The following is an 8,317-nucleotide window of genomic DNA, read 5'->3' as shown; positions in this document are numbered from 1 at the left end:
CACATCAAAATCCGGATACCCATTTCTTCGTCGACCGGCCGATCTTCGCCTCGGTGACGTCGATCGTCATCCTGATCATCGGCTACGTGTCGTACATCTCGCTGCCGGTGTCGCAGTATCCCGAGATCGTGCCGCCGACCGTGGTGGTGCGCGCCTCCTACCCTGGCGCCAACGCCGAGACCGTCGCGGCGACGATCGCGACGCCGATCGAGCAGGAGATCAACGGCGTCGACAACATGCTCTACATGTCGTCGCTGTCCACCAACGACGGCAACATGCAGTTGACCGTCACCTTCGCGCTCGGCACCAACCTCGACATTGCCAACGTGCTGGTCCAGAACCGGCTCTCGGTTGCGACCCCGCGCCTGCCGCCGGACGTGCGCAACCTCGGCGTCACGGTGCGCAAGTCCTCGCCCGACCTGATGATGGTCGTGCACCTGCTGTCGCCCGACAACACCTTCGACCAGAACTACATCGCCAACTACATCTACCTGCGCATCCGCGACCAGCTGCTGCGCCTCGGCGGCGTCGGCGACATCACGGTGTTCGGCGGCAGCGAGTACGCGCTGCGGCTGTGGCTCGACCCCAACAAGCTCGCCGCCTACCAGCTCTCGACCACCGACGTGATCGCGGCGCTGCAGGAGCAGAACGTCCAGGTCGCCTCGGGCGCCCTTGGCGCACCGCCCTCGCCCGCCGACCAAGCCTTCCAGTTCGTGGTGCAGACGCAGGGGCGCTTCCAGGATCCGAACGAGTTCCGGAAGGTGATCGTCAAGGCGGCCGACGGGCGCCTCGTGCGCATCTCGGACATCGCCCGCGTCGAGATGGGGCAGAAGGACTACGTCACCCAATCCTTCCTCAACGGCCAGCCGGCCATCGGCGTCGGCGTCTTCCAGCGCCCCGGCACCAACGCGCTCGAAGCGGCGGAATCGGTCCAGAGCATGATGAAGGAGCTGGCCAAGGACTTCCCGCCCGGCCTCGAGTACAAGATCGCCTACAACCCGACCGAGTTCATCGCGGAATCGGTGCACGAGGTCTACAAGACGCTCGGCGAGGCGGTGGTCCTCGTCGTGGTGGTGATCCTCGTCTTCCTGCAGAGCTGGCGCACGGCGCTGGTGCCGATCATCGCGATTCCGGTGTCGCTGGTGGGCACCTTCGCGGTGATGGCGGCGCTCGGCTTCTCGCTCAACAACCTGACGCTGTTCGGGCTCGTGCTGGCCATCGGCATCGTGGTCGACGATGCGATCGTGGTGGTCGAGAACGTCGAGCGCAACATCGCGGACGGGCTCTCGCCCGGCGAGGCGGCGCACAAGACGATGGACGAGGTCGGCGGCGCGGTCGTCGCCATCGCGCTGGTGCTGTCGGCGGTGTTCATCCCCACCGCCTTCATCCCGGGCATCTCGGGCCAGTTCTACCGGCAGTTCGCGCTCACCATCGCGGCCTCGACCATCATCTCGATGTTCAACTCGCTGACGCTGTCGCCCGCGCTCTGCAAGCTGCTGCTGAAGCCCCACCACGCGCACGACCGGCCGCGCTTCTTCCTGGCCCGGTTCGGCACCTGGGCGGCCAACAGCTTCAACCGGGCCTTCGACGCGACCGCGAACGGCTACGCGGCCACCATCCGCTTCCTCACCGGCCGCACCGTGCCGCTCATCGCCATGATGCTCCTCTACGGGGGCGTGATCGCCGGCACGCTGCACCTCGCGCGCACGACCCCGACGGGCTTCATCCCGCTGCAGGACCAGGGCTACCTGATCGTCGTGGTGCAGTTGCCGCCGGGCTCGGCGCTGGAGCGCACCACCGCGGTGGTGCGCGAGGCGGCCGCGCGCGCCAACACCATCGACGGCGTCGCCAATGCCGTGGTGATCTCGGGCTTCGACGGCGCGACCTTCACCAACACCACCAACGGCGCCGTGATGTTCCTCACGCTCAAGCCGTTCAAGGAGCGGCTGGCGCGCGGGCGCGTGGCGGGAGCGATCCTCGGCGACGTCTTCGCCAAGACCGCCTCGATCACGGAGGCGCGCATCATCGCCATCCCGCCGCCGCCGGTGCGCGGCCTCGGCAACGCGGGCGGCTACAAGATGCAGGTGCAGAGCCGCCAGGGCTCGGACATCGCCAGCCTGCTGGCGGTCTCGGGCGACCTGATCGCGGCGGCCAACCAGGACCCGAACCTGACGCGCGTCTTCACCACCTTCGGCAACGACACGCCGCAGATCTATCTCGACATCGACCGCACCAAGGCGCGGATGCTGAACGTGCCGCTCGCCAACGTCTTCTCGACGCTGCAGGTCAATCTCGGCGGCGCCTACGTCAACGACTTCAACACCTTCGGCCGCATCTACCAAGTGCGTGCGCAGGCCGACGCCAAGTTCCGGCTGGAGAAGGACGACATCGAGCGGCTGAAGGTGCGCTCCTCGACGGGCGCGCTGGTGCCGATGGGCTCGCTCGCGGGCATCCGCGACATCGCCGGCCCGCAGATCGTGCAGCGCTACAACCTGTTCTACTCGATCCCGATCCAGGGCGACACGCGCCCGGGCATCTCCACCGGACAGGCGCTCGACGCCATGGAGACGCTCGCCAAGCGCATCCTGCCGGACGGCTACAGCTTCGAATGGACCGAGATCGCGTTCCAGCAGAAGGCGACCGGCAACACGGCGATCTACGTCTTCGCGCTGGGCGTGCTGCTGGTCTTCCTGGTGCTGGCCGCGCAGTACGAATCCTGGGCGCTGCCGCTCGCGATCCTGCTCGTGGTGCCGACCGGCGTGCTCGCCGCCTTCGCGGGGGTGCAGCTGCGGGCGCAGGACAACAACATCCTGACCCAGATCGGCCTGATCGTGCTGATCGGTCTGGCGGCCAAGAACGCGATCCTGATCGTCGAGTTCGCCCACCAGATCGAGGAGAGCGAGCGTCGCGGCCCGGTGGCGGCCGCCGTGGAGGCCTGCCGCCTGCGCCTCCGCCCGATCCTGATGACGGCCTTCGCCTTCATCCTCGGCGTGGTGCCGCTCGCCATCGCCACGGGCCCCGGCGCCGAGATGCGTCAGGCGCTCGGCACCGCGGTGCTGTTCGGCATGCTCGGCGCCACGATCTTCGGCCTGTTCCTGACGCCGGTCTTCTACGTGGTGATCCGCAACCTGCTGATCCGCATCAACCGCTGGCGCGGTCGCGACGAGGCGCCGCCGGCGGCGGCGTGAGGTGGGGCGGCAACCCCGACCCCGCTCAGACGCGGGCCCGCCGCTCAATCCGCCCGGGACACGAGGCTGCGGGCGCGGCTGAGTGAGGACAGGTAGGGGATGGCCGCGCAGGAGGCGCCCGCCCGCGCGGCGAGCCGCTCGACGGCGCGGACCACGTCCGGGGTGCCCGCCGCGATCAGGCAGTCGCTCGACCGCAGCGGCGGAAGATGCGCAGTGATCGGGCCGGGCCGCACGTCGGCGGCGCAGGGGCGGCCGCCTTCGGCCACCAGCGCGATCTGCGCGACGCCGGTGCCGGCGAGCCAGGCGAGGGCCGGCCGCATGTAGAGGTCAGCCGCGTCGCGGGCGCCCGCCACCACCACCATCTCGCGCTGCGATTCGAGGTAGCGGGCCGCGCGCGCGATGGCCCAGATCGGGGCGAAGCCGGTCTCGGCGGAAACGAGCACGAGTCGCCCGCCGCCCGGGCGGTAGGGTGCGGGTCCGATCGGCCCCTTGACGCGCACACCGTGGTCCGGCCCGATCGCCTCGCCGAGGGCGGGGCCGAGCGCACGGCCGTCGCGGCGCAGGTGGAAGACGAGTTCGTTCAGCTCGGTGGCGCCGTCGAGGCGCTGGGTCGGGCAGAGCGGCCGGGTGGGAAAGCCCGCGAAGGTCGCCTCGACGGCCTGCCCCGGCCGCAGGTCGAGCGGCCGCGAGACCGTGACGACCACCTCGCAGACGGATTCCGACAGCGGCGTGACGCTCAGCACCGTGCCGCCCCGCTTGGCCGCCCGCAGCACCGCGAGCGGCGAGGGCGCGGGCGCCTGCCGCGCCGTGCCGTCGCCCAGACGCGGGCGGGCGCGGCTCGTCTGGGCGAGGCGCGGCACCGCGTCCTGCATGATCCCGTCGCGCCCCGCCGCGATGCCGCCGGGCAGGGCCGCCTCGAAGGAAGTGTCGCCGGTGGCGATGCGCACGGGCTTGCCGTTGACGACGAGGGAGCAGCGCGGACCGATGGCCATGTCGGTGGTGACCTTCAGTGCATGATCCACGGGCGCCGCCGACGGCGCACCGGGACCCGCGCAACGGGACGGGAGAGTGTCAGCCGGCCGCGAAGAGCAGGCGCTGGACGAGGCTCGCCCAGCGGTCGCGGTCGGTGCGGAGCGTCTCGACGTCTCCGTTCGCGCTCAGTTCGGCGATGCGGGCGCGCAGCGAGGCCGCCTCGGCCCGCTCGGAGCGGAGCACCGCCTTCATGATCTGGTTCTCGGCTTCGAGCCGCTCCAGCGCCTCATCGGCCGATTCCTCCTCGGCCTCCTCGTCCGCCAGGGCGGGCGGCACCACGCGGAGCATCGGCCGCGTCAGGAGCCGGTGCAGCAGCGGGGAGCCGTCGAGCCGCGCATCCTGCTCGTAATCCCTTGCCGCGTCGGCCATCTCCCGCCTCCAACCGATCCCTGGGGCGGCCGATCCGCGGCAGCCCCGCCTGCCCCTGAACCCTATGCCCGCATGGTTAAGGACCACTTAAATGAACAGGTCGCCTCGACGTCGATTGACCCGCCCGCCGCGCGGACCGAGATTGGGCCGGCCGGTGCAAGGGCGGCGCACCGCGGGCGGCGCGATGCGGCTCGCGAGGATCGGCGGAGAGCGCGATGCTGACAGGCCGGCGCGTCCTGATCGTCGAGGATGAGGTTCTGATCGCGTTCGAGCTGTGCGACCTCGTGGCGGATGCCGAGGGCGTGGCGATCGGGCCCGCGCGCACCAACCGGGAGGCCCTGGCCCTCCTCGACCGCGAGCGGGTGGACGTCGCGCTGCTCGACCTCAACCTCGCAGACGGCGAGGCCACGCCCACCGCCGAGCGGCTGGTTGGGTGCGGCGTGCCGGTGCTGATCTGCACCGGGGGCGTGATGCCCCGCGCCATGCGCAGTCTCTGGCCGCACCTGCCCGTCCACCACAAGCCGGTGAAGGGCGAGGACCTGATCCGCACCCTGGCGGAGCTGTGCGCGGAGCGACCCGCGGCCTCCTGATTCTCGGTCGCCGCGCGGTTCGCCCGCAGGCTTGGAGCTCGGGCGGTCCTCAGGCCGCTTCCGGCGCGGCTCCGACGAGCTGGCGGGCCTGGTGCACCGTCATGGGCTCGCCGAAGGCGTAGCCCTGCGCGTAGTCGCAGCCGATCTCGGCCAGGGCCTGCGCGTCGGCCTCGGTCTCGGCCCCCTCGGCCACGATCTCGAGCCCCAGCTCCTGCGCCATTTTGACGATCGAGCGCAGGATGCCGGTGCGCCCGCTCGCCATCTGCCGCACGAAGGACTGGTCGATCTTGATCGTGTCGAAGGGGAAGCGCTGCAGGTAAGCGAGGGCCGAGTAGCCGGTGCCGAAATCGTCCAGCATCAGGCCCGCGCCGAGTTCGGCGATTCGCGCCAGCATCTGGGCGGCGTATTCCGGGTTCTCCATCACGAGCCCCTCGGCGAGTTCGAGCTTGAGCGAACCCGGCGCGACCCCGGTGCGGGCGAGGACCGTCTTCACATCGTGCAGGAGGTCGTGCCGCAGGAGCTGGCGCGACGAGACGTTGACCGTGGCAAAGAGCGGCGGCTCCACCACCAGCGCCTGCTGCCAAGCGGCGAGTTCGGCCGCCGTGCGCTCCAGGGCGAAGACCCCCAGATCCACCACGAGGCCGGATTCCTCGGCGATCGGCATGAAGGTCTGGGGCGCGATGCGGCCGTGCTTGGGATGGTCCCAGCGCAGCTGCGTCTCGAAGCCGGCGACCAGCCGGTCCTGCAGCCGCACGATCGGCTGAAACACCACCTTGATCTCGTTGCGCTCCAGCGCCCGGCGCAGGTCGGTCTCCAGCACCGGCCTCTCGCCGCGGTCGGTGCGCATGGTCGGGCGGTAGACCTCGATGCGGTCGCCGCCCTGGCGCTTGGCCTGGATCATCGCGAGTTCGGCCTTCTTGACCACCTCCTCGCGCTTCTGCGTCGAGCCCGGCTCGTGCAGCACCACGCCGATCGAGGTGGTGAGGAAGATCTCCCGGTCCGCGTAGGTGATCGGGGTGGTGACGGTCCGCCGGATCATGTCGGCGAAGGCGATGATGCGGTCGGGCTCGCGCTCCGAGAGCAGGATCACCGCGAACTCGTCGCCGGCCACCCGCGCCAGGGTGTCCTGCGGGCGCAGGAGCCGGCCGAGGCGGCGCGACAGGGTGAGCAGGATCGAATCGCCCGCCGAGAGGCCGATGGCGTCGTTGATCTGCTTGAAGCGGTCGATGTCGAGCAGGAAGAGCGTCGGCTTCAGGCGCGGATCCTGCGAGGCGAGGCTGCGGGCGGCGTCGAGCCGGTCGTGCAGCAATTCGCGGTTGGGCAGGCCCGTGAGGTTGTCGTGCACGGCGTCGTGCAGCAGGCGCTCCTCGGCGATCTTCACCTCGGTGACGTCGGCGAGCGTGCCGACGACCCGGATCACCTCTCCGTCGGCGCCGATCACCGGCCGGGCCTTGAGGCGGAACCAGTGATAGGGGCCGGCGGCGACGCGCAGGCGGAAATCCTGGCAGATGCGCCCGCGGCGTTCCTCGATGACGGTGTCGAGGGAGGCCGAGTAGCGGTCGACGTCGAAGGGGTGCAGCAGCGCCAGCCAGTTCGCTACCGGCCCTTCGAGGGCACCGCGCTTGAGGCCGAGCTGCGCCTCGATCTCCGGGCCGGCGAAGACCCGGTCGCCCGGCACGTCCCAATCGAACACCACGTCGCCCGCGCCCGTGAGGGCGAGGGCCCGGCGCTCGGTGTCGGAGACCAGGGAGGGGCCGATGCCGCTGCCCGCGAAGGCATGCTGGAGCACCGTGAAGCCGATCAGCATCACGATCAGCACGAGGCCGCCGATCAGCGCCGGCTGCACGAGTTCGCCGCGCAGCTGCCCGGTGATGGCGAAGCCCGCGGCCCCGACCCAGGCGGTGAGGAGGAGCCAGGTCGGGATCAGCAGGATCGCCCGGTCGTAGCCGTTATGGGCCGCGAGGTAGACCACCAGCAGCAGGCCCACCCCCGCCACCGTCGCCACGGAGATGCGCGCCACGCCCGCCGCCACCGGCGGATCGACCACCGCCACGGCGACGAGGCCCCCGAGCATGAGCAGCCAGAGCAGCGCCACGTGGCTGTAGCGCACGTGCCAGCGGGCGAGGTTGAGATAGGCGAACAGGAAGACGACGAGGGTCGCGCCGAGGACCGCCTCCGCGGAGGCGCGGTAGATCCGCTCGGCCGCCTCCGTCACCGGGAACACCCTCTGGAAGAAGCCGAAATCTATGCCCGTATAGGCCAGCACCGACCACGCCAGCGCCGCCGCGGCCGGGAAGATGATCGCGCCCTTCACCACGAACACGATGGTGAGGAAGAGCGCGAGCAGGCCCGCGATGCCGATGATGATGCCCTTGTAGAGGGTCAGCCCGGTGGCCTTCTTGCGGTAGGCGTCCGGCTCCCAGAGATAGAGTTGGGGGACGTGGGGCGTGCGCAGCTCCGCCACGAAGGTCACGGTGGTGCCGGGATCGAGCGTGACGGTGAACTGGTCGGCCTCGGGGTTCTCGTCCCGCTCGGGCCGGTTGCCCTGGCTCGCCGTGATGGCGGCGATGCGCGAGCCGCCGAGATCGGGCCAGACCACGCCGGAGCCGACCAGCCGGAAATGCGGCGCGATCAGCAGCCGGTCGATCTGCTCGTCGCTGTCGTTGGTGAGCGCGAAGACGATCCAGTCCGGCCGCGCCCCGGTCTCGCGCGCCTTCACGGCGATGCGCCGCACGATGCCGTCCTTGCCGGGAGCCGTCGAGATCTGGATCAGGTCGCCGTCCGAGCGGTTGCGCTCGATGGCGGGTGTGAGGTCGATGGCCTGGGTGTCGAGCCCGACCCGCACGGCCTCCAGGGCACGCGCCGGCGCGGGCAGCCACGCGGCGATGAGGGCGAGCAGGAATGCGAGGGCGATGGGGACGTGGCGCAACGCGGAACGATCTTCCGGGACGGGATGACGGCAGGTCATGGAACCCTGCGGACCGTACTGACGCCCAAGCTTGCGAGCAAGGCGCGGGGACCCGGTCTCCCCCGCCGCCTGCCCGGCTCAGCAAGCCCGGCCCGCTTCGATGGTCCGGCTTTGCGGCCAAATCAAGTTGGGTCGCGGCCCGTCCCGGGGCCGTACGGGCCTGGGGCGGC

5 protein-coding genes are annotated in these 8,317 nt (G+C 70.7%); 2 read left to right on the top strand and 3 right to left on the bottom strand.

Annotated features, from left to right (window positions below; all coding sequences use genetic code 11):
• Positions 1–41: 41 nt before the first annotated feature.
• Positions 42–3,188: an efflux RND transporter permease subunit gene (locus MFF61_RS05410; RefSeq protein WP_238234053.1), complete on the top strand. Its 3,147-nt coding sequence runs from the start codon at positions 42–44 to the stop codon at positions 3,186–3,188.
• A 44-nt stretch (positions 3,189–3,232) separates the two neighbouring features.
• Here the strand turns inward: MFF61_RS05410 and MFF61_RS05405 are convergent, their stop codons facing one another.
• Together MFF61_RS05405 and MFF61_RS05400 are read right to left on the bottom strand one after the other, a co-directional pair.
• Positions 3,233–4,210 carry a ferredoxin reductase domain-containing protein gene (locus MFF61_RS05405; protein ID WP_306423378.1) on the bottom strand — a complete coding sequence of 326 codons (978 nt, stop codon included), beginning with the start codon at positions 4,208–4,210 and terminating at the stop codon, positions 3,233–3,235.
• Positions 4,211–4,259: 49 nt separating this feature from the next.
• The gene (locus MFF61_RS05400; protein ID WP_238234033.1) at positions 4,260–4,589 is read right to left on the bottom strand and encodes a hypothetical protein; all 330 of its coding nucleotides are present in this window, start codon (positions 4,587–4,589) and stop codon (positions 4,260–4,262) included.
• A 215-nt stretch (positions 4,590–4,804) separates the two neighbouring features.
• Between MFF61_RS05400 and MFF61_RS05395 the strand changes: the two genes are divergently transcribed.
• Positions 4,805–5,179 carry a response regulator gene (locus MFF61_RS05395; RefSeq protein WP_238234032.1) on the top strand — a complete coding sequence of 125 codons (375 nt, stop codon included), beginning with the start codon at positions 4,805–4,807 and terminating at the stop codon, positions 5,177–5,179.
• Positions 5,180–5,228: 49 nt separating this feature from the next.
• Here MFF61_RS05395 and MFF61_RS05390 read toward each other — a convergent pair whose 3' ends face one another.
• A complete protein-coding gene (locus MFF61_RS05390) occupies positions 5,229–8,147 on the bottom strand; it encodes an EAL domain-containing protein (RefSeq protein ID WP_373324593.1) in 2,919 nt (972 codons plus the stop codon).
• Positions 8,148–8,317 lie beyond the last annotated feature (170 nt).

The organism is Methylobacterium isbiliense, assembly GCF_022179325.1.
Classification (GTDB): Bacteria; Pseudomonadota; Alphaproteobacteria; order Rhizobiales; family Beijerinckiaceae; genus Methylobacterium; species Methylobacterium isbiliense.
Note: the sequence above shows the minus strand (reverse complement) of the source record. Positions and strands in the feature narration are given on the sequence as shown.